At 44.7% G+C, this 25,680-nt stretch carries 23 protein-coding genes and 1 other annotated feature; of the genes, 18 read left to right on the top strand and 5 right to left on the bottom strand.

The features are described 5' to 3' along the window. Window positions 1–57: 57 nt before the first annotated feature. From gltX to IGI89_RS04820, 9 genes are all read left to right on the top strand, one after another. Complete coding sequence (gene gltX, locus IGI89_RS04860; RefSeq protein ID WP_005232907.1) at window positions 58–1,515, top strand: glutamate--tRNA ligase; 1,458 nt, start codon at window positions 58–60, stop codon at window positions 1,513–1,515. Continuing rightward, window positions 1,512–1,710: a binding site (T-box leader), on the top strand. (Overlaps the previous gene by 4 nt.) Window positions 1,711–1,775: 65 nt before the next feature. Further along, window positions 1,776–2,312, top strand: a complete 537-nt coding sequence (gene epsC, locus IGI89_RS04855) for a serine O-acetyltransferase EpsC (RefSeq protein ID WP_034872105.1) — start codon at window positions 1,776–1,778, stop codon at window positions 2,310–2,312. After that, window positions 2,305–3,717, top strand: coding sequence for a cysteine--tRNA ligase (cysS, locus tag IGI89_RS04850; protein WP_016619443.1), 1,413 nt, complete (start codon window positions 2,305–2,307; stop codon window positions 3,715–3,717). The genes epsC and cysS overlap by 8 nt, the downstream gene beginning before the upstream one ends. Continuing rightward, entirely contained in the window at window positions 3,714–4,136 is a 423-nt protein-coding gene (locus IGI89_RS04845) for a Mini-ribonuclease 3 (protein ID WP_005232904.1), read from the top strand. The genes cysS and IGI89_RS04845 overlap by 4 nt, the downstream gene beginning before the upstream one ends. Further along, on the top strand, window positions 4,102–4,941 hold the full coding sequence (gene rlmB / locus IGI89_RS04840; RefSeq protein WP_005232903.1) for a 23S rRNA (guanosine(2251)-2'-O)-methyltransferase RlmB: 840 nt from the start codon (window positions 4,102–4,104) through the stop codon (window positions 4,939–4,941). Before IGI89_RS04845 ends, rlmB begins: the two co-directional genes overlap by 35 nt. Next, a complete protein-coding gene (locus IGI89_RS04835) occupies window positions 4,938–5,456 on the top strand; it encodes an NYN domain-containing protein (protein ID WP_005232902.1) in 519 nt (172 codons plus the stop codon). The genes rlmB and IGI89_RS04835 overlap by 4 nt, the downstream gene beginning before the upstream one ends. Window positions 5,457–5,551: 95 nt before the next feature. After that, entirely contained in the window at window positions 5,552–6,115 is a 564-nt protein-coding gene (locus IGI89_RS04830; protein ID WP_005232901.1) for a sigma-70 family RNA polymerase sigma factor, read from the top strand. Window positions 6,116–6,202: 87 nt separating this feature from the next. Beyond that, the gene (locus IGI89_RS04825) at window positions 6,203–6,448 is read left to right on the top strand and encodes a Veg family protein (RefSeq protein WP_005226417.1); all 246 of its coding nucleotides are present in this window, start codon (window positions 6,203–6,205) and stop codon (window positions 6,446–6,448) included. A gap of 61 nt (window positions 6,449–6,509) precedes the next feature. Next, the gene (locus IGI89_RS04820) at window positions 6,510–6,962 is read left to right on the top strand and encodes a GNAT family N-acetyltransferase (protein WP_005232899.1); all 453 of its coding nucleotides are present in this window, start codon (window positions 6,510–6,512) and stop codon (window positions 6,960–6,962) included. Window positions 6,963–7,058: 96 nt separating this feature from the next. Here the strand turns inward: IGI89_RS04820 and mscL are convergent, their stop codons facing one another. Continuing rightward, window positions 7,059–7,505 (bottom strand): large conductance mechanosensitive channel protein MscL, encoded by a 447-nt coding sequence (gene mscL / locus IGI89_RS04815; RefSeq protein WP_438735386.1) that lies wholly within the window; start codon window positions 7,503–7,505, stop codon window positions 7,059–7,061. A 161-nt stretch (window positions 7,506–7,666) separates the two neighbouring features. Between mscL and yfmF the strand changes: the two genes are divergently transcribed. From yfmF to rny, 7 genes are all read left to right on the top strand, one after another. Further along, window positions 7,667–8,935 (top strand): EF-P 5-aminopentanol modification-associated protein YfmF, encoded by a 1,269-nt coding sequence (gene yfmF, locus IGI89_RS04810; protein ID WP_005232897.1) that lies wholly within the window; start codon window positions 7,667–7,669, stop codon window positions 8,933–8,935. Then, window positions 8,928–10,226 (top strand): EF-P 5-aminopentanol modification-associated protein YfmH, encoded by a 1,299-nt coding sequence (gene yfmH, locus IGI89_RS04805; RefSeq protein ID WP_005232896.1) that lies wholly within the window; start codon window positions 8,928–8,930, stop codon window positions 10,224–10,226. Before yfmF ends, yfmH begins: the two co-directional genes overlap by 8 nt. Window positions 10,227–10,690: 464 nt before the next feature. Continuing rightward, the gene (locus IGI89_RS04800) at window positions 10,691–11,593 is read left to right on the top strand and encodes a helix-turn-helix domain-containing protein (protein WP_005232895.1); all 903 of its coding nucleotides are present in this window, start codon (window positions 10,691–10,693) and stop codon (window positions 11,591–11,593) included. Between the two features lie 131 nt (window positions 11,594–11,724). Beyond that, entirely contained in the window at window positions 11,725–12,306 is a 582-nt protein-coding gene (pgsA, locus tag IGI89_RS04795) for a CDP-diacylglycerol--glycerol-3-phosphate 3-phosphatidyltransferase (protein WP_005232894.1), read from the top strand. Between the two features lie 127 nt (window positions 12,307–12,433). Further along, window positions 12,434–13,672 carry a competence/damage-inducible protein A gene (locus IGI89_RS04790; protein WP_438735385.1) on the top strand — a complete coding sequence of 413 codons (1,239 nt, stop codon included), beginning with the start codon at window positions 12,434–12,436 and terminating at the stop codon, window positions 13,670–13,672. A gap of 102 nt (window positions 13,673–13,774) precedes the next feature. Beyond that, window positions 13,775–14,818 (top strand): recombinase RecA, encoded by a 1,044-nt coding sequence (gene recA, locus IGI89_RS04785; RefSeq protein WP_008376737.1) that lies wholly within the window; start codon window positions 13,775–13,777, stop codon window positions 14,816–14,818. 243 nt (window positions 14,819–15,061) lie between these two features. After that, window positions 15,062–16,636, top strand: coding sequence for a ribonuclease Y (rny, locus tag IGI89_RS04780; protein WP_005232891.1), 1,575 nt, complete (start codon window positions 15,062–15,064; stop codon window positions 16,634–16,636). 302 nt (window positions 16,637–16,938) lie between these two features. Here rny and treR read toward each other — a convergent pair whose 3' ends face one another. From treR to IGI89_RS04765, 3 genes are read right to left on the bottom strand one after another with little or no spacing between them, the layout of a single operon-like run. Further along, window positions 16,939–17,655, bottom strand: coding sequence for a trehalose operon repressor (treR, locus tag IGI89_RS04775; RefSeq protein WP_005226457.1), 717 nt, complete (start codon window positions 17,653–17,655; stop codon window positions 16,939–16,941). Window positions 17,656–17,709: 54 nt separating this feature from the next. Continuing rightward, on the bottom strand, window positions 17,710–18,360 hold the full coding sequence (gene pgmB / locus IGI89_RS04770) for a beta-phosphoglucomutase (RefSeq protein WP_005232889.1): 651 nt from the start codon (window positions 18,358–18,360) through the stop codon (window positions 17,710–17,712). 14 nt (window positions 18,361–18,374) lie between these two features. Beyond that, a complete protein-coding gene (locus tag IGI89_RS04765) occupies window positions 18,375–21,002 on the bottom strand; it encodes a glycoside hydrolase family 65 protein (RefSeq protein WP_438735384.1) in 2,628 nt (875 codons plus the stop codon). A gap of 336 nt (window positions 21,003–21,338) precedes the next feature. On the opposite strand from IGI89_RS04765, the gene treP reads away from it, so the two are divergent. Continuing rightward, window positions 21,339–23,339, top strand: a complete 2,001-nt coding sequence (treP, locus tag IGI89_RS04760) for a PTS system trehalose-specific EIIBC component (protein WP_438735383.1) — start codon at window positions 21,339–21,341, stop codon at window positions 23,337–23,339. A 123-nt stretch (window positions 23,340–23,462) separates the two neighbouring features. On the opposite strand, the gene IGI89_RS04755 is transcribed toward treP, so the two are convergent. Next, window positions 23,463–24,836 carry an MFS transporter gene (locus tag IGI89_RS04755; protein ID WP_315039211.1) on the bottom strand — a complete coding sequence of 458 codons (1,374 nt, stop codon included), beginning with the start codon at window positions 24,834–24,836 and terminating at the stop codon, window positions 23,463–23,465. A gap of 259 nt (window positions 24,837–25,095) precedes the next feature. Here IGI89_RS04755 and IGI89_RS04750 point away from each other — a divergent pair, with 259 nt between their 5' ends. Further along, window positions 25,096–25,581: a hypothetical protein gene (locus IGI89_RS04750; protein WP_005226468.1), complete on the top strand. Its 486-nt coding sequence runs from the start codon at window positions 25,096–25,098 to the stop codon at window positions 25,579–25,581. The last annotated feature ends 99 nt before the right edge of the window (window positions 25,582–25,680 follow it).

Below are 25,680 nucleotides of genomic sequence, written 5' to 3'. Positions count from 1 at the left end.
CAATAAGCCCCAAGCAGCTTGGCTGGCTTGGAAATCAGATGAAGGAAGAGGAAAACAATGACAAAAGTACGTGTACGTTACGCGCCAAGTCCAACAGGACATTTACACATCGGGAATGCTCGGACGGCTTTATTCAATTATTTGTTTGCTCGTCACAATGACGGTGAATTTATTATCCGAATCGAAGACACCGATCAAAAAAGAAACATCGAAGATGGTGAAAAAAGCCAGCTTGAAAACTTGCAATGGTTAGGGATGGATTGGGACGAATCACCTGAAAATCCAGGGGAATATGGGCCGTATCGTCAATCAGAACGCGGCGATATCTACCAACCACTGATCGATCAATTGCTCGCAAGCAATCGTGCGTATAAGTGTTATTGTACGGAAGAAGAGTTGGAAGCCGAACGCGAAGGCCAAAGAACGCGTGGCGAAATGCCTCATTATGCAGGGAAATGTGCCAACTTAACACCGGAAGAGCAAGCCGAAAAAGAAGCACAAGGCTTGAAACCAGTGATTCGTTTCCGTGTCTCTCGCAATACTGAATACAAATTCCATGACATGGTCAAAGGCGAGATCGTTTTTGAATCAGATAATGTCGGTGGCGATTTTGTCATCCAAAAACGTGATGGCATGCCGACCTACAACTTTGCAGTAGCAGTGGATGACCATCATATGAAAATCACCCATGTGTTGCGTGGAGATGACCACATCGCCAACACACCAAAACAGTTGATGATCTATGAAGCATTTGGCTGGCAAGCACCGGAATTCGGTCACATGACATTGATCATCAATAGCGAAACTGGGAAAAAATTAAGCAAACGGGACGAATCGATTCTGCAATTCATCGAGCAATACCGTGAATTGGGCTATTTGCCAGATGCTATGTTCAATTTTATTGCACTTTTAGGCTGGTCACCAGTTGGGGAGGAAGAAATTTTCTCTCAAGAAGAATTGATCAAAATCTTTGATCCTGAACGGTTGAGCAAATCACCAGCTGCCTTCGATGCCAAGAAATTGGAATGGGTCAATAACCAGTACATGAAACAAATGGATTTGGATGAATTGACGGCAATGTGCGTTCCTTACTTGGTAAAAGCTGGCCGCATCGAAGAAACATTGACCGAAGAAAAAGCTGCTTGGTTGAAAAAAATCGTTTCCTTGTATCAACCACAAATGAGTTTTGCGGCTCAAATCGTCGATCTTTCGGAATTGTTCTTCGAAGAACATCCTGAATTAGATGATGCAGCCAAAGAAGTCTTGGCAGGGGAAACCGTACCGACGGTTTTAACAGCCTTTAAAGAAAAATTGCTGGCGATGCCAGTTGTTGAAGCTGCAGCAGTCAAAGCAGCTATCAAGGAGATCCAAAAAGAAACAGGCATCAAAGGCAAGAATTTATTCATGCCGATCCGAGTGGCAGTCTCAGGCCAAACCCATGGACCAGAACTACCGGATACCGTTGAATTATTAGGGAAAGAAAAAGCCCTTGATCATTTGAATAACGTGTTATAAACACAGCGAATAGACGAAGTACTAGCCGATTTTTTTCAGAGAGGCCACGGAAGGTGAGAGTGGTCAAAAAAGGCTAGGAAATGCACCTAGGAGTGGCTTTGGCGCAAGTCAAAGACGAAGCAGCGGACGTTACCCGCTTGAAGGCAGTGCCGAACTGCGAACAAAAGTGGGACCACGCAAAAAAGCGTCTTTTGAATAAGGAAACTTATTTGAAAGACGCTTTTTTCGTATCAAGAAGTTTGGATAAAGCAGGTGAGAAGATGACTTGGTTCAAAAAAGCAATTGCGGCAACAAAAAAACACGATCCGTCGGTGCGATCAACGTTGGAGATCATCATCACGTATCCGGGATTCCATGCCTTATTTTGGCATCGTTGGGCGCACTTTTTGTTTCAGCATCGCTGGTATTTTTTGGCAAAACTGACGGCCCAGTTTTGGCGTTTCTTGACCGGGATCGAGATTCATCCTGGTGCCCAGATCGGTCAAGGGGTCTTTATCGATCATGGGATGGGGGTCGTGATTGGGGAAACGGCGATCATTGAAGATGATGTCGTCTTGTTTCACGGAGTCACCCTGGGGGGAACCGGCAAAGAGCGGGGCAAGCGTCATCCCACGGTTAAAACCGGTGCGTTTCTCTCAGCCCATGCGCAGATCTTAGGTCCTGTCACGATCGGTGAATATGCAAAGATCGGCGCCAATGCAGTGGTTTTGAAGGATATCCCCGCAGAAGCAACTGCTGTCGGCATCCCGGCAAAGATCGTTCGAATCAAAGGAAAGAAGGTTACCCACGATGATTAAAATCTATAATACGCTGACACGAGAAAAAGAAGTGTTTCAGCCATTGGAAGAAAAGAAAGTAAAAATGTATGTTTGCGGACCCACCGTCTATAACTATATCCATATCGGGAATGGCCGCAGTACTGTTTCATTTGATACCGTACGTCGTTATTTCGAATACCGCGGCTATACAGTGGACTATTTGATGAATTTTACCGATGTCGATGATAAAATCATTCGTGCAGCAAAAGAATTAGGTACGACGGCCCCAGAAGTGGCAGAGCGTTTTATCAACGCCTTCAATGAAGATACTGCAGCGCTGAATGTCAAACCTGCTACGATGAATCCTCGTGTGATGGATCATATTGAAGACATCATTGCCTTTATTGCTGCTCTTGTAGAAAAAGGCTATGCCTATCCAGTCAATGGCGATGTTTATTACCGTACCCGTAAATTTGCTCACTATGGGCAATTAAGCGACCAATCCATCGACGAGCTGGAAGTCGGCGCAAGCCAGCGAACCGGTGAAGAACAAAAAATCAAGGAAGATCCGTTGGATTTTGCTTTGTGGAAAGCGGCAAAAGGCGATGAGATCGCTTGGGAATCTCCTTGGGGAGCCGGCCGTCCCGGCTGGCATATCGAATGCTCGGTGATGGCGACCAAACACCTAGGCGAGACCATCGATATTCATGGAGGCGGACAAGACTTGACCTTCCCTCATCATGAAAATGAGATCGCCCAAAGCGAGGCAAAAACCGGCAAGACCTTTGCCAACTATTGGATGCATAATGGCTATGTGACGATCGGTGAAGACGAAGAAAAAATGAGTAAGTCGCTGGGCAACTTCGTCACGGTGCATGAGATGGTCAAAAAAGTTGATCCACAGGTGCTGCGTTTCTTTTTGGCAACGACTCAGTACCGCCGACCAATCAAATACAGCGAGACTACCTTACATGAAGCACAAACCAATCTGCAAAAATTGCGTACGACCTATGAAAATGCCAAATTCCGCTTGAATAGCAGTCACTATCAAGCCAGCGATGAGGAAGTCAATGCACCGGTTCTGGAAGAATTTGAAGAACGTTTCATCAAAGAAATGGACGATGATTTCAACGCGGCTAATGGGATCACAGTGGTCTATGAATTGGCGAAGTGGCTGAACTTAGCTAGCGAAGACCCAGAAACAGACTTGGCTTTATTAACCGCTGGATTAGCCAAGTTCAGCGAATGGCTGACGATTTTCGGGATTTATTTTGTATCAGAAGAATTGCTAGATGAAGAAATCGAACAGCTGATCAATGAACGAATCGCCGCCCGCAAAGCCAAAGATTTTGCCCGCAGCGACCAAATCCGTGATGAGTTGAAAGAACAAGGGATCATCTTAGAAGATACCCCGCAAGGAACCCGATGGAGACGAGAAATATGAGAGATTATAAACAATTGAATGGTTTGGCATTGGCCTATGTGGGGGATGCGGTCTATGAAGTCTATATTCGCGATTATTTAGTCGCCCAAGGCCAAACCCGACCAAACCAACTGCACCATATGGCGACCCACTATGTATCTGCCAAGGCCCAAGCAGCGTTGATCCAAAAGATGTTGGATGAAGAGATCTTGACCGAAGAAGAACATGATTTTTATCGCCGCGGCCGTAATAGTAAAAGTCATACGGGTGCCAAAAATGCCGATGTCACGACGTATCGCATCGCTACTGGCTTTGAATCGCTGATCGGGTATTTGCACCTCACGCAGCAAAAAGAACGCTTAGACGAGCTGGTAGACTGGTGTATAAAGAAAGTAGGAGAAGAAGATGCGAGAAAAACCGCAAAGAAAGCGTCCAAATAAAAAAACAGCTGGCCAATCAGAAGCTAGAAAAGAAAATAGACCGGATCGCCGCAAAGAAGCCGAGGGAGAAGCCATCGAAGATAATTTTGTCTTTGGCTATCATGCGGTTGCTGAAGCCTTGAAAGAAGGGCGAGGCAACAAGCTGTTTCTTTCTGAAGAGGCAAGGGGAGAAAAGATCGATCGTCTGAAAGAAATGGCACGGGAACAGGCAGTTCCTGTCAAATGGGTGCCAAAACAAAAGCTGGATACGATGAGTGACCAAGGGGTCCATCAAGGCATGATCTTGGCGATCACCCCTTACCAGTATTTGACCTTGGATGAATTGTTGGCCCAAACGAAAGAACAGCCGCTGTATCTGATTTTAGATAATCTAGAAGATCCCCATAATTTCGGCTCCATCATGCGAACCGCTGATGCCAGCGGCGTAGACGGGATCATCATTCCGAAACACCGTGCGGTGGGGATCACGCCGATCGTGGTGAAAACATCGACCGGCGCAGTGGAACATATCCCTGTGGCTCGAGTGACCAACTTGACCCAAGCAGTCCAGCAGCTGAAAAAAGCTGGTTTTTGGATCTTCGGTACTGATATGAGCGGCAGTGATTACCGTACATGGAATGCCCAAGGGGCGGTCGGTTTGATCATCGGTAACGAAGGTCGCGGCATGGGGGAAGGTTTGAAAAAAGAAGTGGATCAAATGCTGACGATCCCAATGACCGGGCACGTGCAGAGCTTGAACGCCAGTGTGGCGGCAGGCTTGTTGATGTATCAGGCCTTTACTAGCCGAAATGGGGCATCCCAATGAAAACCCCTTTGCTGATCGTGGATGGCTACAATATGATTGGCGCTTGGCCGGAGCTGGTTCTTTTGAAAAATCAGGACCGTTTAGAAGATGCGAGAGAAGCTTTGCTGAACCGGCTATCGAATTATGCAAAATATGAAGGCTTGAGAATCATCGTTGTTTTTGATGCCCAACTGGTGCCTGGTGTGACACAAAGTTACACCAAATATCAGCTGGAAGTTATTTTTACCGAAGAAGGAGAGACCGCCGACAGCTACATTGAACGAATCGCTGGTGAGTTAAACAATCGATTGACGCAAGTCACCGTCGCTACCAGCGATTTAGCCGAACAGTGGGTGATCTTCTCTCAAGGTGCCTTACGAACTTCGGCACGGGAATTGTACAAAAGCGTGGAAAAAACGGAAAAAGACATCCACGAGCATCAAACCGATTTGCGGTTTGAAAATTTCCGGCGCAATTCCCCTTGGTCACCGGAACAATTAGCTGAACTTGAAAAGAAATTGCGCGACCTTAGTTAGGGACAAAGTTGGTCTGGTAAATTAGAAGATGTCCCAGCCATTTATGATACGCTCCTTTTGTAGCAAATGAAGCAAAAACAAAAGGAGTGATATCGATGCGCAGGGAAGAAGGACAAGTATCACACCCTTCTGATAGATTTGAAGAGTTGTTCAGAAAATATCGACCGATCGTTGAGATTTTGCATAAAAAATATTATCTGCGGGATTATGACTTAGATGATTGGCTGCAAGAAGGCCGGATCGTTTTTAATAAGTGTCTAAAGACTTACGATCAGGACAAAGGAACGACGCTGGGTATCTTGTTTAAGCGATCCTTTGAAAACCGTATCTGCAGCTTGTTGCGGGCGCAGCATGCCCAAAAACGCAAAGCCCAAGTCGATGCCTGCTCGCTGGAAGAAAAGCTTTCACAAGAAGGCAATCGGTTTTTGACCGATCATAATCGCTGTGCGGAAACTGCAGAGACCTATTTGTTTGTTAATGAATCGTTGGTAGAGTATCCGAAAAGTTTATCGTCTTTAGAAAGAATGGTTATAATGAATTATTTAAAAGGATTAGAACTTGATCAGATTGCGGCTCAAGAAAAGCTGTCTTACGAAAAAATAAAAAGCGCTTTCAGCCGCGGTAGGACAAAATTGATAGCGCTTATCAAAGACGTTTAACAAAAATCTTATTGAAAGTAGAATTATTTTATGGTAAACTTGAAATTTTCTGCATTTCGTGGTATAATGATGCTCGAGGTGAATGCGATGCCAACAACTTTAGCTACAATCAAGAAAGATTTAGAAGGCCGTATCGGTAGTGAGATTATGCTAGTTGCTCAGACTGGACGTAAGCGTCAAACTGAACGTCGCGGCGTTTTGACAGAAACTTATCCTTCAGTTTTTGTTGTAGATTTGGATCCAAACGAGAATTCATTCGAGCGGGTTTCTTATAGTTATTCAGATATTTTAACCAGAACTGTTGAGATTGAATTTTTATCGGAAGCTGTTTGAAACAAGAAGAGTTGACACTTTGTTGACTCTTTTTTGGTTCAACAAGATAAGGAGTGATGGGATGGCGTTTTTTCTAAAAGAGTTAGGGGAAATGACTGGGGTGGAGTTTTATCAACTTGCCCGTTTGCGCACAGCAGTTTTTGTGGTGGAACAAGCGTGTGCGTATCAGGAGATCGATGCGATCGATGCACAGGCCAAACATTTATGGGCCCTTGATGAGGACGGGCAGGTCGTTTCATACGCCCGTATTTTCCAGCAGGAACAAACGGTGCATTTTGGTCGGATCATTGTGGCACCGGCATACCGTGGGCAAAAAGAAGGCCATCGTCTGATCAAAGAAGTTTTGCATCGCATTGAGCAGTGTTATCCGGCTTTGCCTATTGAGATCGAAGCACAAGCCCACTTAGAAAAATTCTACGGCCAGTATGGCTTTAAAACCATTACACCGCCTTTTTATGAAGACGGGATCCTGCATGTCGGGATGAAAAAAGAAGCAAGCACAGCGACTCTCTAAAGAGGTTCGCCGTGCTTGCTTCTTTTAGCGCTATGATTGATGGATCGGATGAATCCGAATTGCTTCTTTTGTCCTTAATGACAAAGAGCCGGTTTCTTATCTGATCGTATCGTCCAATGATGTTGGACGTGGATCAACGGTGTTGGCAGTAGGCGTTTGCGCTTTTATAAGATCACGAATCTCTTCTAAATAATCCTCTGCAGTGATTTCTGGTACTTCGTCTTCCTCAGGTTGTTGTTTCAGATTGCGTAATTTGTTCACTGCTTTGACAATCAAGAACAAGACAAATGCGGTAATCAAGAACGTAATAATGGCAGTGATGACGCGGCCAAAATCAAAGACTACATTTTTGGCGGGTTCAAAGACCAAGCCAGAAAAGGCATCGGCGTTACCGAAGAGTGATAAGATCCATGAAACCAATGGTGTCAGCAATCCTTCAACTAAACTAGTGACGATTGCGGTGAAGGCACTCCCGATTACGACCCCGATCGCCAAGTCAATGACGTTTCCTCGTAAAATAAATTCTTTAAATTCTTTAATCATCCTGTATCCTCCCTTCTAAATCTTACTGACAGTATAGCGAAAAATGCAAGATTTATAAAAAAAAACGCTCGCTGCAGCAGGTTTGATCAATGAGCCAAGGAGAAAGTTTGTCAGCTATGCTATAATTGAAGAGATAATTTTGCTTCTAGAAGGGGTGTCACATGTCTATTGAATTAAAAAAAGGTGTTCGGTTAACGGTGCTGCCGACCAAAAAGTATAAAACGATCCGTTTTTTCGTTCGGTTCACTGCACCATTGCAGGCCGAAATGACCGCCAAACGGACTTTATTGACTAGTTTATTAGAAACGACTAGTTTGGCTTATCCGACGCAGACCGCATTTAGCAGTCAACTGGCGGAGCTTTACGGTGCCAGCTTCGGAATGAATGTCAACAAACGGGGCAATCTGCATCAAATCAATGCAGCGATGTCCTTTGTCAACGGGAAGTATGTGTCAGATGAAGCAGTCTTGCCGCAAGCAGCCGCTTTTTTAGCAGAAGTTTTGTTCCATCCGAATGCCCACGAGGAGCAATTTGAGGAAAAGAACTTTACCATCGAAAAGCACAACTTGATCGCCTATATGAACAGCGTGGCAGAAGATAAGCAAGCATTGGCTTCTTTAGGGCTGCAAGAGTTGTATTTCGAAAACGATCAGAATCAGAAGTATCCGAGCTTTGGCCGTCCCCAAGACTTAGAAGCTGTGACCGCAAAAGAGCTTTACCAAACCTATCGCTCAATGATGGACAATGACCAAATCGATCTTTTTGTGATCGGCGATGTGGTTGAAGCAGAAGTCGCGGAGATTTTCCAGAACATGGCCTTTACCGATCGGCCAGACCAAGCAATACCGGTCTTTTATCAGCAAGCGGCGGAAAATATCATTCGCGAGAAAATCTTGCGGGAACCAATCATTCAAGCCAAATTGAACTTAGGTTATCATACTGGCGTGTATTATGACCAAGCCGAGCGGATCGCCTTTATGGTCTTCAACGGGTTGTTTGGCGGATTCCCTCATTCAAAACTGTTTATGAATGTCCGAGAGAAAGAAAGTTTGGCTTATTATGCTTCCAGCAGTATCGATACGTTTCGCGGGTACTTGTCGGTCCAAACAGGAATCGACGGCAAAAACCGCGACAAGGTCTTCAAATTGATCGAACAACAGCTGCAAAGCTTGCAGCGTGGCGAAGTCACAGCGGAAGAACTGGCACAAACAAAAGCGATGTTGAAAAACCAGTACTTGCTTTCGTTGGATAACCCACAAGCACTGATCGAAACAGCCTATCTGAATCAGTGGGTACCGAATACGAAAATGACGGAAGATGAATTTATGCAGAAATTGGCTCAAGTGACCGTAGCAGATGTCCAAGCATTGGCCAAAAACGTGTCCTTGCAAGCTGTATTCTTCCTGGATAAGGAGACGACCCATGAATAAAAAAGTCTATCAGCAAATCAATGAGACCCTTTATGAAGAAGTATTGCCAAACGGCTTGAAAGTTTATTTGCTGCCAAAAGCCGATTTCCATAAAACTTACGGACTTTTCAGTACGAACTATGGCTCTGTCGACAATCATTTCGGGTTTTCACCCGAAGCATTGCATCAAGTTCCAGATGGCATTGCCCATTTTCTAGAGCACAAACTGTTTGAAAAAGAAGACGGCGATGTCTTTCAAACCTTTGGTCAGCAGGGGGCTTCTGCCAATGCCTTTACCAGTTTCACGAAAACCAGCTACCTTTTTTCGGCAACCGATCAAATCAAGCTGAACCTTGAAACGTTGATCGATTTCGTTCAAGCCCCGTATTTCACAGAAGAAACCGTCGAAAAAGAAAAAGGGATCATTGGCCAAGAAATCCAAATGTATGATGACGATCCGAACTGGCAGCAGTTTTTCGGCATCATCAAAAATTTGTATCCGAAGCACCCCCTGCATATCGATATCGCTGGTACGGTGGAAAGCATTGCGCAGATCACCGCAGAAGACTTGTATCTTTGCTACAATACCTTCTATCACCCAAGCAACATGACACTTTTTGTGGTAGGCAACATCGATCCGGAAGAAACGATGGCGTGGATTCGGACCAATCAAGCGGCCAAGACCTTTCCAGAAACGCAAGCGATCATTCGCCAGTTTCCTGAAGAAACCTTTGCCGATATTCAAGCAGAATCAAGCCTTACCATGCCAGTGACACGTGCTAAAGGCGTGTTAGGGATCAAAGGGGACTTGAACAAACTGCCGGAATCAGGAAGAGAGCTCTTACGCTTCAAAAATGCGTTGAACCTTTTCTGCCAATTGGTTTTAGGCAATACTTCCGCCAATTATTTGCGTCTGTATGATCAAGGCATCATCGATGACACGTTTGGATTTGAAGTGAACTTGGATCGCGGCTTTTACTTTGCCGATTTCTCGGGGGATTCTGAAGAGCCAAAAGAAATGTTGGCAGAGATCGAAGCGATCTTAATGAATTTCCAGCACGACCCAGAGATTAATGAAGAAAACTTGACGTTATTGAAGAAGAAAATGCTAGGGAAATATTTCCAATCACTGAACTCATTGGAGTTTATTGCAAACCAGTTTACCCAAAGCTTATTCGGTGAAACGACGCTCTTTGATCTACCGGAGGTGATCCAATCGATCACTTTGGAAGATGTTCAGCAAGCGGCTCGTTCCTTTATCGATCCTAAAGCGTTTAGCCGTTTTTACATGTATCCAACGGAAAAAGCCTAAGCGAAGGCTGGTTTTGTCAAACAGCTGTCATTTAAGCGACACTGAATGATTCAAGGAGGAAGGCCCAACAGCTCAAGGGCTGCCCACCTCCTAGATCATTCAGTGTTTTCTTTTTGCGTCAAAGGGTGGTTTTTTCTTGCATTTTGATGCCAATTTGGCGAAAAGTATTAAAATTTGTTTGCGAGTTGTGGTTAGGCTATCCTCAGACTTTTTCTTTTATGGTATTCTTTAATTATTGAAGCAAAATCTTTTTTTGTTTTTTTGCAAAAAATCACGGAAAAAATGTTATATTTAGTAGACGGCGCGCCCAGATGGAAATCGGCGTGACGGAGTTTTTTTTATTGACTGATACAGGGAACCCCTGTTTTAAAATGATAGAGCAGCTTTGCTGACCTTACGACAAGCAGCGAAGCGATTTTAGGGCTTTTTTTAAAGATGAATAAAAGACTGGAGTAGATGATCGAGTGGCCAACGAAACAACGATTGGAGCAAAATTACGGCAAGCCCGTTTAGATAAAAACATTTCATTGATTGAATTACAACAAATGACAAAGATCCAAAAACGCTATTTAGAAGCAATTGAAGCGGAGCGTTTTGATCAATTGCCAGGCACTTTTTATGTCCGCGCGTTTATTCGCCAATATGCAGCAGCGGTTGGAGAAGACGGCGACAAATTGGTGGCCGTTTTTGATGGCAAAGATACGTTAGACGCCCCCTTACCAAAAAGACCGCAGCCTGAAACCGTCAGCGGCTCACGAAAAGCACAGCACGTAGAAGAAAAAAGTGGCTCATTTGTCGTCCGCTATTTGCCGATGATTCTATTAGGCCTGGTTGCCATTACGATCGTGAGTATCGTGGGCTACATGGCTTGGCAAGACCGTAATACAACACCGATGATCCAAGGGAGTTCTTCTCTCGTGGTAGAAAATTCGGCGTCTACCGCTTCCACCACGACAAGTACGGAAGAAACCAGTACTTCGAGTGAAGCGACGGAGTCCTCAAGTACGACGGAATCCAGCGAAGCCAAAATGACGATGACTGCCAGTGATTCGACGCAATCGTCGATCACGATCACGATGAAAGATGCAGAAAACCCTATTGAATTGGCATTTACTGGGCTAGATGCTTCTTGTTGGGTCGGTGTACAAGTTGACAATGCTTATGTGTACCAATACACTCTACAAGCAGGGGAAACGCAATCAATGACGCTGCCAGAAGGCGCCACGAATGCGACTTTGACCCTGGGCGCAAGCCAAAATATCTCCATCAAGGCCAATGGACAGGAAGTGGACTTTTCTGATCCACAATTTGAATTGTTACAAAAGACGGTCCGTCTCGTGATTGAATACCAAGACGATGCGGCATAAATCTGACAAATGCGCCTTATTGAGGTATCATTAGCTAAAAGTTATCTGTTGCACCCGACTGGTGAAAAGCAGAAGTAGTGGCATGATTTGCCGTTATTTCGTACAATAGTCGGCAGAGAGGAGTCTATTTCGTGAATTTACCCAATCAATTAACTGTATTACGGATCATTATGATCCCCATCTTTATTTTGGTCTTGGTTTTGCCGATCGATCTTGGCACGATGACCGTTGGTACGACACAATTAGAAAACACGCACCTTATTGCAGCGATCCTTTTTGCGGCAGCCAGCATTACGGACTGGCTAGATGGCAAGATCGCTCGTTCCAGAGGCCTTGTTACCAACTTCGGGAAGTTTGCTGACCCGTTAGCAGATAAAATGCTCGTCATGACGGCTTTTATCATGCTGGTCGAATTAGACAAAGCCCCAGGCTGGGTAGTTTCGATCATCGTTTGCCGTGAGTTGGCAGTGACAGGTTTACGCTTGTTGTTAGTGGAACAAAGCGGCGAAGTCATGGCTGCTGCGTGGCCGGGGAAAATCAAAACCGCGACACAAATGGTTGCGATCATTTTCTTGTTCTTGAACAACATTCCCTTTTCAATGATCGGTTTACCTGTCGATCAAATCATGTTGTATCTATGCTTGATCTTCACGATCTATTCCGGGGTCGATTATTTCATAAAAAATACGAATGTTTTTAAAGATTCTATGTAAAAGTTCTAGATCTAGATAAAGAAGCGATAAAAACAAGGATACAAGTCACGAAAGTTCAGAAGTTTTCTGGACTTTTTTTGTCAATATGAAAGACTTTTACGTATCTGATAAATGAAGGAGTAAACGAATGAAAGCAGAAATTATTGCAGTCGGGACCGAATTACTTTTAGGACAGGTGGTGAATACGAACGCGACCTTCTTGTCAGAAGAACTGGCAAGTCTAGGGATTGATGTTTTTTATCATAGTGTTGTCGGGGACAACCCCAATCGCTTAGAGGAATTGCTGACGATCGCCGACAAACGCAACGACTTGATCGTGCTGTGCGGCGGCTTAGGGCCCACCGACGATGACTTGACGAAACAAGTCACTGCCCGCCATGTGGGACAGGAATTAGTGCGAGATGAACCAGGTTATCACCAATTGAAAGCCTTCTTTGAAAACAGTCAACGGAGGATGACGGAAAACAATTTGCGGCAGACCTTAGTCTTCAAAGACGGTGAGTCTTTGCCAAATCCCAATGGACTAGCGATCGGGATCTTTTATCAGACAGCCGCTACCAGTTATTTGCTGCTGCCGGGACCGCCAAGTGAACTGCAGGCGATGTTTCTTACCCACGCAAAACCACTTCTGTTAGAGCAGTTTCCCCAAGAAGAAGTCTTGCTTTCTCGCGTTTTGCGCTATTACGGGATCGGGGAATCGGCGTTGGTCACAGAATTGGCCGATTTGATCGAGAATCAAGTCAATCCCACCATTGCTCCTTATGCCAAACCCAATGAGGTCACGTTGCGTCTGACGGTCAAAACCGCAGACGAGGCGCAAGGGATCAAACAATTGGATGCATTAGAAGAAACCGTCCAAGCACGGGTCGGTGCGTATTTCTATGGATATGGGGAACAAAATTCGCTGGCAGAAACAGTCGTCGAGCTACTGATCGAGAAAAAGAAAACCGTCACCGCAGCGGAAAGTTTGACCGCTGGTTTGTTCCAAGCGACCCTAGGAGGGATTCCTGGCGTCTCTGAGGTGTTTCCCGGTGGGTTCGTGACATATTCTGCTGGAACAAAAAGCAAGCTCTTAGGCATCGATCCAGCGCTTTTAGAAAGCTATGGGACTGTTAGTCAGGAATGTGCGGAAGCAATGGCCGTCTATGCCCGCAAACAAGCAGAGACCGATTATGCGGTGGCGTTTACTGGTGTTGCTGGTCCGGACGAACTAGAAGGCCAGCCCAAAGGCACTGTTTGGATCGCCTTAGCTTCTGACAAAGGCGTCTCGAGCCAGCTGTATCACTTCAACCGCGACCGCGCCTATATTCGGCATAGTGCTGTCATGGCAGGCTTAAATCAAATACGTAAGGAATTATTAAATTAATGCGAATGTTTGTTCGTTTTTTCTTGCAATTTCCCTTCAGAAGGACTATTATTATCTTATGAACGACACACGAAAGTGATGAATATAAGGAGGATTATCCGTTTGGCAGATGATCGTAAAGCAGCCTTAGATGCTGCACTAAAGAAGATTGAAAAGAACTATGGTAAAGGTGCCATCATGAAGCTTGGCGAAAAAGTTGATCAACAAATTTCAACGATCCCAAGTGGTTCATTGGCCTTGGATGTTGCATTAGGTGTAGGTGGTTACCCACGAGGACGGATCGTAGAAGTTTACGGCCCAGAAAGTTCTGGTAAAACGACAGTTGCTTTACATGCCATTGCGGAAGTCCAAAAAAATGGCGGAACAGCAGCATTTATCGATGCCGAACATGCGTTAGATCCTCAGTATGCGCAAAAATTAGGCGTAAATATCGATGATCTTTTGTTATCACAACCAGATACAGGGGAACAAGGATTAGAGATCGCTGACGCCTTAGTTTCAAGTGGTGCGGTTGATATCGTAGTTATTGACTCGGTAGCAGCTTTAGTCCCACGGGCGGAGATCGATGGTGAAATGGGTGATACCCACGTTGGTTTGCAAGCTCGTTTGATGTCACAAGCATTACGGAAACTTTCTGGTTCCATCAACAAAACGAAAACGATCGCGATCTTTATCAACCAAATTCGCGAAAAAGTTGGGATCATGTTTGGGAATCCAGAAACGACACCTGGTGGACGTGCGTTGAAATTCTATTCAACCATCCGTTTGGAAGTACGTCGTGCTGAGCAATTGAAATCCGGTACAGATATCATCGGGAACCGCACGAAGATCAAAGTAGTCAAAAACAAAGTAGCGCCACCATTTAAAGTAGCGGAAGTCGACATGATGTATGGTCTAGGTATTTCACAAGAAGGTGAATTATTGGATATGGCCGTGGAACAAGACATCGTTGATAAAAGCGGTGCGTGGTATGCCTATAAAGGGGATCGCATCGGTCAAGGTCGTGAAAACGCCAAAAACTATATGCGTGAACACCAAGAAATGATGCTAGAAGTTTCTGCTCGCGTCCGCGATGCTTACGGGATTGGAACAGGAGAGACCGTAACCCTCGAGGAAGCGCAAGAAGAATTACCATTAGACGAATAAGTCTTGAAAAAGCCAAACAACCTCGTTGTTTGGCTTTTTTGTGGCTTTTTGCTAGATTCATCTATTGTTGAAAAAACATCCGTAAAAAGGAAGGGTTGCGAAAGTTTACTTTATTATTTAAAGTTGACACTCTTGTGTTCAAACATTAGAATAAACGTATGTGGATTTCCACATAAGAAGTAGCGAATTGATAATTTTGTTATCCTTTGTTAATCAAAATTACAAAATATTTAAAAAGATAGTATGGAGGTGGATTCATTGGAACTACTTTACATTCTCCTCGCTATCATCGGTTTAATTGTCGGTCTTGGATTAGGAGTTTATGTGACGAAATCTCGTCATGAGAAAGAAATCAACGGCGCCCAAAATTCTGCAGCTGGAATTATCGAAAGCGCTAAGAAAGAAGCAGAAACTCTTAAAAAAGAAGCATTGTTAGAAGCTAAGGAAGAAAATCAGAAGTATCGGTCAGAGATTGAAAGTGAGTTGAAAGAAAGCAAACTTGATTTAAAATCACAAGAAAATCGTTTACTCCAAAGAGAACAAGTACTTGATCGTAAGGACGATTCTTTGGAAAAACGAGAACGCTCACTTGAAGATAAAGAAGGCAGACTTAGTGAGAAACAACAATTAATTGACGAGCGAGAAAAAGAAGTAGAAAACTTAATCGATGGACAACAGAAAGAATTAGAGCGCATCGCCGCGCTGTCTAGAGATGAAGCAAAAGAGTTGATCATGAAATCAACGGAAGAGGAATTGAACCATGAATTAACGATCATGGTCAAAGAATCTGAACAGCGTGCGAAGGAAGAAGCAGATCGAAAAGCAAAAAATCTCTTGTCCCTAGCAATCCAACGTTGTGCCGCAGACCAAGTGTCTGAAACCACGGTATCGGTCGTATCATTACCAAATGATGAGATGAAAGGTCGAATCATCGGAAGAGAAGGTCGGAACATTCGGACCCTTGAAACCTTGACAGGGATCGATTTGATCATCGATGACACGCCAGAAGCAGTCGTCTTATCAGGATTTGATCCGATTCGCCGTGAAATTGCTCGTATGACCCTTGAAAAACTGATTCAAGACGGCCGGATCCATCCAGCTCGAATTGAAGAAATGGTCGAAAAATCTCGGAAAGAAATGGATGAGCATATTCGTGAATATGGGGAACAAGCAGCCTTTGAAGTCGGTGCTCACACCCTTCATCCAGACTTGATCAAGATTTTAGGTCGTTTGCGTTTCCGTACCAGCTACGGACAAAACGTCTTGAACCACTCGATCGAAGTCGCAAAACTAACCGGTGTTCTTGCCGCAGAATTAGGTGAAGATATCCAGTTAGCCAAACGTGCCGGACTCTTGCATGATATTGGGAAAGCCCTTGACCATGAAATCGAAGGCTCTCACGTTGAGATCGGGGCTGAGTTAGCTGCCAAATACAAAGAAAATGGTGTGGTGATCAATGCGATCGCTTCTCACCATGGAGATGTTGAAGCAACATCGGTTATCTCTGTTTTAGTTGCAGCCGCAGATGCCTTGTCAGCAGCCCGTCCAGGTGCCCGCAGCGAATCATTGGAAAATTATATTCGCCGCTTGCAAAACCTAGAAAATATCGCCAACGGCTTCAAAGGTGTCGATTCCAGTTTTGCCGTCCAAGCCGGACGTGAAGTCCGTGTAATGGTCAAACCAGAAGAGATTTCTGATTTGGATGCTGTACGATTGGTTCGCGACATCCGCAAGAAGATCGAAGACGATTTGGATTACCCAGGTCATATCAAAGTAACCGTTATTCGCGAGACCCGCGCAACGGATTACGCCAAATAGCAAGCAAAAGCAGTATCCTCTCAGAGGGTACTGCTTTTTTTGTGTGGCTGACTGTTAATAAGGACGACTGAGTTGTTCAAAATCAACTGTGCTTTTCATCAGTCCCATAAATGATTGAGCCTTTTTTGTTCGTCGGCAGCCAAACGCCGGGAAAGCAAAAGGATGAATCGTTAGCGACAGAGGCGAAAAGAGGAAGGATCGATCCAGCATCATCTCGAGAGGGGGGGATTGAAAGATAAAACAGACCCAGACTTCTCGGTGAAGTCTAGGTCTGTTTTATCTTTTTCACGTCTATACGTCCATCAAATCTTGCGTCGACGGGCAAAGTCCACAAAGCGGAATTTATCCAGTCGGTGGATCGATTCGGTGTATTCAAAACAGCGCGTGTCTTCTAGATACACGAGGCTGCGAACCGTAACGACATGCTGATCTTCAGGACGCAGATCCATTAGATCCCGCAATTCTTTGTTGACGGGGTCAACAGTGATTTCTTTTTGTGCATAAGCGATCTCAAGGCCAAGATCATTTTCAAAGTAATCAAAAATCGATACTTTCGCTCGGTTTTCTGGCAACTCTTCGATGATAGAAGCATCAAGGTAATCTTTATCCAAAATCACCACTTCTCCATCGATTCTCCGCTGGCGGATCAGTTTCCATGCCTCAGAAGCGACAGGCCAACCAGTGGTTTCGTGCAGCTTTGGCGAAACGGCGATCTTACGGATCTCGACAACCTTTGTTTCACTAGGAATGCGTTGGGTATCTTGCAGCTCTCGAAAACTCGTCAAGCCAGAAATCGGGAAATCAAAGCGATTCAAGTCTAAAACGATTGAACCTTTCCCTTGTTTCTTTTGGATATAACCAGCATCCCGCAATAAATTCAATGCCTTACGGACAGTCTCGCGGGAGACACCATAAGTTTTGATCAATTGGTTTTCGCTAGGCAGCAAAGAATGCGGAGGGTATTCGTTTGCTAGAATTTTTTGTTCTAAATCTAAAAATATTTCTTTGAACTTGTTCATCGGATTGCCCCCTCTTTGGCTATTATAGCGAGGCCAATTTGGAAATGCAATCGACTATTTCGCCAAAAGTTCGTCAATGTTTAGGTCCGTTAATTTTTCAACGATCACATCTGCACCGTGTAATTCTTCTCCTGAATAAACGCCTACCGCATACATACCAGCAGCTTTGATGCCGTCGATCCCAGCTTGAGCATCTTCAAAGCCAACTGCTTCTGCCGGTTCAATGCCTAGTGCCAGCGCTGCTTGGATAAAGATTTCTGGATCTGGTTTGCCTTTTTTCAAGGTTGCCGGGTCAACGATCGTATCAAAGTCTTGCATGACCCCAAGTTTGTCCAAAATAAACGGTGCATTTTTGGATGCCGAAGCGATCGCACAAGGAATGTTTTTTGCTTTGGCTTCATCAAGGAATGTCTTCACCCCTGGCAATAGATCATCAGGAGTCAAGCTTTGTAATAATTGTACATAGTGGGTATTTTTCTTCGTCGCTAACGCTTCTTTTTCGACTTCTGTGTAGGCGTCATTTTTGTTGCCTAGGGTTAAGATTCGCTCTAAAGAATCCATGCGGCTGATGCCTTTTAACTGCTCGTTGAACTTCAAATCGATCTCGATCCCGATCTCCGCAGCTAATTCTTTCCATGCAATGTAGTGGTATTTGGCCGTATCCGTGATAACGCCGTCTAAATCAAAAACAAATCCTTTTTTCATGTGTAACACTCCTTTTAGTAAGTAATCGTTGCTTCTTTCTTTGCTTCTAGAGAAACTTGTTGCCCATTCACTAAGATCGTGACTGGCTGATCAGCGGTAATCGTCAATGTTTCATGTGTAACATTCATTGCAAAGCGGGTGCCGCGAACTTCTAGCTGAAAGGCTAAGCTGTCCCAAGCTTTCGGCAAGTTTGGCGTGATCTGCAGCTGCTCTTCTCGAATATCGATCCCAGCAAAAGTGGTTAATGGAATAAACAACGTAGCAGCCATGACACCGGCGTGAATGCCTTCTGCTGTAGTCCCGCCTTGGATATCACGATAATCAGAAGAGAGGGCTTCTTGGTATAACGACCAAGCCAATTCCTGATCATCCACCATTGCCGCTAACTGAGCGTGAACGATCCGCGACAAAGTCGAGCCGTGGGAGGTGCGAGCCAAATAATAATGGAGGTTTTTTTCAATATAGTCTGTTGGCAGTTGGTAAGAAAGATCCGCCAAAATTTGATTGACTTGCTCTTTTGAGAAATTATAGAAAATCATCAAACTATCGGCTTGTTTCGCGACTTTGTAGCTGTCAGCACTCTTGCCTTCAGCGTTTAGGATGCGATCCATCCGATAAATGTTGCCATATTTCTCTTTATAATGGGCCCAATCCAGATCTTCCAGCTGGAAGTACCCTTCAAATTGTGCAATGATGCCTTCTGGATCGATCTCTAAGCCCAGCTTGGTACGAATATCTGCCATAGCAGCAATATCTGCAGGGGTTAAAGCCGTTTTCTCTAATACCGCTTGGAAGCTCTCTGCTGAAAGTTGTTGTTGAAGGTTCTCGATCTCTTCAAACAACCATACTACCATCATATTGGTATAGGCGTTGTTTTTCAAGCCGCCTTGTTCACTATTTGGGTAGCTTTCATGAAATTCATCTGGTCCCATGACTTTATCGATAAAGTAATGTTGAGCAGCATCATCCCAGGTGGCAGCACTTTGCCAGAAATGAGCGACTTCTAACATCAATTCTAACCCATATTGTTCCATGAAGACTCGATCTTGCGTGTTGTGCCAGTATTGCCAAATGTTATAAGCGATCGCTAAGGAGACATGGCGTTGCAAGCGACTGTGATCTTCTTTCCATTCGCCGCTGATAGGGTTCAAATGCAGTTCTTGGGATTGCTCACTGCCATCCAAGCCTGATTGCCATGGGAACATGGCGCCTTGGTAACCGGCTTTTTGGGCGTCTTTTTTGGCAGCAGCTAAGCGGCGGTAGCGATACAGCAAAATTTCTTTGGCGGTGTCAGGAAAATGTAGAATGTAAAAGGGTAAGATAAACAGTTCATCCCAGAAAATATGACCGCGATAGGCTTCACCATGTAGGCCACGGGCAGTGATACTGGCATCTAAGGACTCCTGATAAGCATTCGGTGCTGCGGAGACCAGCAGATGATACGTATGCAGATTCAGCATTTTTTGTGACATCAAGTCACCAGTGATTTCGATGGCCGCTTTCGCCCATAATTCAGCCCAGGCTTGTTTTGAGGCGGTATACATCGTCGCAAAATCAGGTAATGCTAAGGAAGAAAACGTAAATGCCGGTTGCGGATCCTCTTGGCGATAAGCGGTAGCAGTGACTGATTTTTCGACCCGATAAGTTTGTCCCTCCGTCACCTCAAGAGCTACTTGCTGACGGACGAGCTGGTCGTTTGTTTCAGCGTGCAGCTCAGCCAATGGCAGGTCCTGTGAAAACAGTTCAGAGGATTGGACAACGGTAATCTGTGATTGGTTAGTGGTGACCACTAAATGCGCTTTGTTTTGTTCAGCTGCTGTCTCTTTCACGGTCAAATGCTGGTTGGTTAAGCTACGGTAACGAGCGACGTTATAGTTATAAACCGATCCGTCGGCTTCACTGACGAAGGTAACGGGACCGGAAAAGTTCAGCGGGGTAAACTGATAGACCAAGCTATATTGGTGAACGTCTTGCATATTGGCGATTTTCTTCGTTTCGATTCGCAGACGCTTTTGTTTTTTTGTTTCAATTTCTGCCACTGATTGGAACAAGCCGGTCTTCAGATCTAATGTCCGTTTAAAGGAAAGAAGCTGATTGTTGGCAATGTCGATCACTTCATCATCGATCTTCACGTACATTTTTTGCAGATTCGGTGCATTGACGAAGTCTTCATTGCTGATGGTATGACCAGAAACATCCGATTCTACCGTATTGTAAAGACTTGCTAAATACAGCCCTGGATAGTTCGCTTCACAAATGGTCATCTCAGGCGTCGTGCCTCGCAGCCCTAGATAGCCGTTGCCGACGGTTAAAAGTGACTCCACCGAGTATTCATCTTTACCAGGGGTGTAGCCATAGTATTCGAGGTTCCAAGGAATTTCAGCACTTTTTTCTTCATACTGTTCTTTCGTGGTGCAAACAAAGGGACGATTCAATTTTTCTGTCAACCATTGGTCCAGTGAAAAAGTCCCTTCTTCATTCGTAAACACCAGCGATTCAGAGACGATCCCGCCACCTTCCATTTTCTGCAGCTGCGCGGTCAGTGCAGCAACTCGTTCACTGTCTGTCCCAGAAAACGGATAGGTCGTACCGGTTTGATCCGTTAACAGCCATTCTTCCTTAGACAATATAATCGTATTCACAATAGTTGTCCTCCTTTAAACTTGTCTATACATGCAAAATGATTATAACGTAAGTTGTAAGCTATTTCAATTTATCTCACCTGTTTTTTTATTCTTTTTTGTCGAGGGGACAGTAAATAAAGTTGTTGCCGATATTATTTTATAGCAATGAGTAATTTTAAAAATCGTTCATTTATCAAGGTTTGAATACGGTACCTTTTTTATTCACTTGTATTGTTTATGGAAAAAGTTGAAAAAGTTGGTTTGAAACGCTTGCATTCTTAAATGTATCCAGTTATGATTAGTGCGTAATTAAAACATATATATACAAGTGTATATGAAAGGGGTTTATCAATTATGGGGAAGTATCGTGATGATGCTGAGAAGCTGCTGGAGTACGTCGGCGGCAAAGAAAATATCGCTGCAGTAACACATTGTGCGACACGGATGCGTTTTGTTTTGAACGATCAGTCAAGGGCAGATGAGAAGGCAATCGAAGAGATTCCAAGTGTCAAAGGGATGTTTACGAATGCGGGACAATTCCAAGTCATTATTGGCAATGATGTCTCAACGTTTTACAATGACTTCAGCGCAGTCTCAGGAATTGAAGGCGTTTCGAAGGATGAAGGAAAAGCGATAGCGAAGAAAAACCAGAATCCGCTCCAACGGGCGATCGCTGTTTTGGCCGAGATCTTCACACCGATTATTCCAGCAATTATTGTAGGGGGACTTATTTTAGGGTTCCGAAATGTATTAGGTGAAATTGATTTTGGTAATGGGACGATCGTTTCAAATTCTGTTTTTTGGAATGGCGTCAACGATTTCTTATGGTTGCCGGGAGAAGCGATTTTCCACTTCCTACCAGTGGGAATCACTTGGAGTATCACGCGTAAGATGGGAACGACGCAAATCTTAGGGATCATTTTAGGGATCACATTGGTTTCTCCTCAGCTGCTGAATGCCTATGCGGTTGCAACGACGGCACCTGGCGATATTCCATTCTGGGATTTCGGGTTTGCCCAAATCGATAAGATCGGTTACCAAGCGCAAGTCATTCCTGCCATGTTAGCCGGATTTATGTTGGCGTATCTGGAGATCTTCTTTAGAAAATATATTCCAGAAGCTGTGTCAATGATTTTTGTGCCGCTATTCTCACTGTTGCCAACGATTTTTGCAGCCCACGTGATTTTAGGGCCGATCGGTTGGTGGTTAGGGGATATTATTTCAAACTTTGTAAATACAGGATTGACCTCTTCTGTTAGCTGGTTATTCAGTCTCCTCTTCGGGGCCTTTTATGCACCATTAGTAATCACCGGCTTGCATCATATGACCAATGCGATCGATATGCAGTTGATTTCTTCTTTCGGTACGACCAATCTATGGCCGATGATCGCTCTATCAAACATCGCGCAAGGTTCAGCTGTTTTAGCTGTGATCTTCTTGCACCGTGGGAACGAAAAAGAAGAGCAAGTTTCTATCCCAGCAACGATCTCTTGTTACTTAGGGGTTACAGAACCTGCTATGTTCGGGATCAACTTGAAATATGTCTATCCATTTGTAGCGGCAATGGTGGGCTCAGGTCTTGCAGGCATGTTCAATAATTTGATGGGCGTACGTGCCAATGCCATTGGTGTGGGTGGTCTGCCAGGGATTTTAGCGATCAACGGAACAGAAGGCGGCGGTTGGTTAGCCTTTGGTATCGCGATGCTGATTGCGATCGTGGTTCCTTTCATCTTGACGATCGTATTCCGCCGTCAAGGGATCTTTAATAAGATTGATCCAGCAACACCAGCAACGGACGCTGGGTATGCCACTGGGTTAGCAACAGCTGGTGCTGGAGCTAATGGAACTGCTGCATCGGTTGAACCAATGACTTCCACTGGAACTACTGCAACAGCGACAGAAGAAACCCTTTATGCCCCAGCTGATGGGAAAGTAGTTGCCATCACTGAAGTTTCTGATCCTGTCTTTTCTCAAAAAATGATGGGTGACGGCTTTGCTGTTCAGCCAACGAACGGAACGATTTATGCTCCTGTTGCAGGTACGATCTCTAGCATTTTTGAAACGAAACATGCAATCGGGATTTTAACGCCTGGTGGCGCGGAAGTTCTCGTCCACATGGGCTTAGATACTGTGGAATTAAAAGGTGCGCCATTTGAGGTCCTTGTTTCTGAAGGTGACACGGTCACACCAGAAACGAAGCTTGCAGTGATGGATCTAGACGCAGTGACCGCAGCTGGCAAACAGACAGATGTTTTAACAGTCATCACGAATGCCGAAAAAGTGCGTCAGCTTTCATTGACGACCACAGGCACAGTGACAGCCAAAACAGCGGTTGGTTCAGCTGAATTAAACTAAAAAAATAATCCGTTTCCGAGAGCGCCCTTTGACTAAGAAAAGGGATCGGAAGCGGATTTTTTTATGGCTGCCCTCAAGGGAGAGCGGCTTTTTTTCGTTGTTTTTCAATTGGCAAAGCCGCAGTTAGCTGACAGCTTTTTTGTCGGTGTTTTTGCGGAAGTAGTTAATCGTTAATAGGAAAGTCAGTAAGACCAGGGCCCACAAAAAGGATAAGGCGATTTGAGAGCCGATGACCGTCCCTTGGGTGTAATCGGTCGTCGCATTTTGTGCCAAATTGATAATGGTCGCCACCACAGCCGTCGCCACTGCACCAGAAAATTGCTGCAGCGTATTAAAGATCGCATTACCGTCCGCGTACAACGCAGGAGTCAGCTTGTTTAAGCCGGTGGTCATCATATTGCTGTAGGCTAAGCCGATCCCGATCATGTAAAAGACATGTCCGGCAACTAGGCTCCAAATGAAAGGCGAACGCAAAACAAGGGCTAAGGCAAGCCAACCAATGGCAATCAAAGTCAAACCAGACAGGATCGGTTTTTTCGGTCCAACTTTATCCAGCAACCGACCAGAGATCGGCGCAAGGACCGCCCCGATGGCCGCCCCAGGAAGCATAACTAATCCTGCAGTAAAGGCATCTTTTCCCAAGACGAGTTGGACAAAGTTCGGCAAGACAAAGGAAATGCCCAGTAAAAGGAACTGACAAACGAGAAAGCCGAAAAGAAACAAACTGAAACTGCGGTTTTTCAAAACAGCCAAACGAATCAAAGGGTTTGGACCTTTTGAACGTTGATAAAACAAGCCAGCACCAATGAAACCGAAAAGCAGCGGCAGTAGACTCGCTAAGGTGCCTACTTGATTCAAGAACAATAAGAAGCCGCTGAACATCAAGACGATTCCTAATACACTCAGTAAATCCAGGGAAGTGTCTTTTGCCCCAGCCGTTTTAGGGATCGAGTAAAGGCCGAGTACTAGGGAGATCAGCAAGACTGGGATCAAGAAAAGAAAGATCGCATTCCAAGACCAATGGGCGGTCAATAAGCCCCCATATGTCGGTCCGATCGCTGGAGCGATGGAAGTGGTCAAATTCCCTAAGCCGATTGCCGCTCCCCGTTTTTCAAAGGGGGAGTAAGTCAAAATGATGTGGAACATCAAAGGCAGTGCGATCCCTGTGCTGGCACCTTGGAAAAAGCGGCCAATCAGCAAAATGGCAAACGTCGGCGATAAAAAGTCGATCACCAAGCCAACAAGGAAAAAGGCGTTGGCGGCTAGAAACAAGGTTCTCAATGAGAAGCGTTTCAAAAGGTAGGTCGATATTGGGACAATGATGGAGATGACCAGTAAGTAGATGGTCGTCACCCATTGAACATCGGATGTTGAAAGCGTAAATTGATCGATCAATGTCGGAAACGTTACATTCATGGCTGTTTCAATCAGCACGCCTGCAAATGACATCAATCCGGTTGCGAGGATCGCCCCCACGAGTTTTTTGTTGTTTTCCATATTCTCACCTCTAAAAAATTCGCAAAAAAAGAGACCGTTTCTATTCTCATAGAAACCGCCTCTCTCTCGACAAGCGAACCCGCTTGTTATCTGTACGATTTAATCTATCGCTATTCTACTGACTTCATAAGAAAGTGTCAAGAGAAGTGGATAAAAAAATAGCAAAAAACTTTTTTGAAAGTTTTCAAACTTTTACTTACACGAAAAATTTTCTTCTGCTAGAATAGTCGAGTACGAAAAAGAGAAAGGAAGTTGTTACATGCCCATCAACAAAAAAGAAAGTTTGATCTATACGACACTTATGTGTATTTTCATGGTGTATTTTATGAGTGTTTACAACCTCATGTTCCAAGTCGGTGTTTCTGCATTGGCATTCCAATTGGCGTGGAATGAATTGCCATTAGCTCTTTGTGTCGCCTTTATTTTGGATTGGTTCATTGTTTCGGGTCCAGCAAAAGGTTTGGCATTTCGATTTTTGGACCATCAATCAGCTACTTGGAAAAAAATCGGTTTGATTTCTTCATTGATGATCGCCGGCATGGTGATCTGTATGTCACTCTTTGGTGCGTTGATGCATCCAAACCCTGATCACTCGGTGTTCGTCAATTGGCTAAGCAACATTGGGAAAAATGTGATTGTCGCATTGCCATTGCAATTGTTCATTGCAGGCCCAATCGTTCGCCGGGTGTTTCGCGCCTTGTTTCCTATTGGCACTGTGCAAGAACAGCCAGTACTAGGGGAATAATCGATCAGTAGAAAAAACGTACTGCAGACAGGCTCTACCAAGGTTAGCTAAAAATAGCTGGCTTGGCGATACCTGGACTTGCGGCACGCTTTTTTGCTT

It is taken from the genome of Enterococcus sp. AZ141 (assembly GCF_051714385.1).
Taxonomy (GTDB): domain Bacteria; phylum Bacillota; class Bacilli; order Lactobacillales; family Enterococcaceae; genus Enterococcus_D; species Enterococcus_D entomosocium.
Note: the sequence above shows the minus strand (reverse complement) of the source record. Positions and strands in the feature narration are given on the sequence as shown.